This window comes from Mesorhizobium sp. M2A.F.Ca.ET.037.01.1.1, from assembly GCF_003998075.1.
GTDB lineage: Bacteria > Pseudomonadota > Alphaproteobacteria > Rhizobiales > Rhizobiaceae > Mesorhizobium.
Map to the genome: position 1 here is coordinate 1 of NZ_RZSA01001254.1, position 1,620 is coordinate 1,620.

General features: G+C 64.1%; 2 protein-coding genes. Both read left to right on the forward strand.

Going from position 1 to position 1,620, the window contains the following annotated elements; translation table 11 throughout:
• A partial coding sequence (locus EOA27_RS35675; RefSeq protein ID WP_127258636.1) for an MCE family protein occupies positions 1 to 1,030 on the forward strand: 1,030 nt, incomplete at its 5' end.
• 37 nt (positions 1,031 to 1,067) lie between these two features.
• Positions 1,068 to 1,620: ABC-type transport auxiliary lipoprotein family protein (locus EOA27_RS35680; protein WP_127258638.1), on the forward strand; the 553-nt coding region annotated here is incomplete at its 3' end.

Consider the following 1,620-nt stretch of genomic DNA (forward strand, 5'->3'; position numbering starts at 1 on the left):
CGCCGACCCCAAGGAAGCCAGGCTGCTCGACGAGGCGGCGAAGGAAGGCAGGGTCGCCGAGATCGTCGCCAACCCGTCCGCGGTCACCAACCTTTTGCAGACGGCTCAGAACATCTTTACCCGCGCCGACAAGGTGCTTAGCGAGCTCGAAGGTTTTACCAAGGACGTTCGTGAGCCGCTGACGCAGACGATCAAGAACGTCCAGACCTTCTCGGACGCGCTGGCCAAGAATTCCGACGGCATCGACAAGTTCCTGTCGGCGGTGAGTTCGCTTTCGGATCAGTTGAAGAATGTCTCCGGCCGGCTCGACAGCACGCTGAAGGCCGCCGAAGGCCTGCTCAATTCCGTCGACAAGGACCAGATCAAGAGCATTGTGGCCAATGTCGATACGGTGACGGCGAATCTGAAAGAGACCAGCAAGCAGTTCGATACGGTCATCGGCAACGTCAACACGGCGGTCGGCTCGATCAACGATTTCGCCAAGCAGACGCAAGGGACACTGGCCAAGGTCAACGGCGTGCTCGACGGCATCGATCCGGCCGACGTCAAGGAGGCTTTGGCCAACATCCAGAAAGCCAGCGCCAGCGCCGACAAGGCGGCCTCTGACATCGCCAAGGTCACCAACAAGATCGCCAACCGCTCCGACGACATCAATGACACGATCAAGAATGCCCGCCAGCTTGCGCAGCGCCTCAACGACGCCTCGGTGCGCGTCGACGGCATCCTGGCCAAGGTCGACAAGCTCCTCGGTTCCGGCGAGGCCGACGGCGTGATGGCCGATGCGAGGGCGACGCTCAAATCCTTCAAGCAGGTGGCCGACACCCTGAACTCCCGCCTCGGCACCATCGTCGACAACCTGTCACGCTTCTCCGGCCAGGGGCTGCAGAATGTGGAAGCGCTGGTGCAGGACAGCCGCCGCTCGATCAACCGCATCGAGGAAGCGGTGACCGACCTCAGCCGCAATCCGCAGCGCATCCTGTCCGGCGGCGAGGGCGAGGTCCGGCAGTTCGACGGAAGGGCACGGCGTTGACTTCGGCCGCCGCGACCGCCAAGAAAATGAACCGCGAATGCGGGTTGATCGGGGACAACGGGGATCGCGCGTGAAGTCGGTCAGGGTGGTAGCGGGTAGTTTGAGATCGTCCGCGGCGGCATTGCTGGTGCTTACGCTTGCCGGCTGTGCGGTCCTGGGCGGCAAGCCGGCGCCGCTCGACACGTTCGAGTTGTCCGCGCCTTCGGTCGATGTGCGCGCCCACAGCCGCCGCCAGATCCTGATCGCCCAGCCCTCGGCGCTCAAGGCGCTGGACAGCCAGAACATAGTCATCAGGCGTTCGGACCGCTCGATCCAGTTCCTGAAAGGCGCGCAATGGGCAGACCGGCTGCCGCTGATCGTGCAGGCGAGGCTGGCCGAGACCTTCCAGCGCTCCGGCAGCTTTGCCGGCGTAGGCAAGCCGGGCGAAGGGCTGGCCATCGACTACCAGATCATCGTCGAGGTGCGCTCCTTCGAGGTGCGCGTCAATGGCGGCGAGCATGCCGACGTCGACCTGTTCGTGCGCATCCTGAACGACCGCAACGGCGAGGTGCGCGCCTCGAAGAACTTCACCGCGAGCGCGCCGGTTTCCG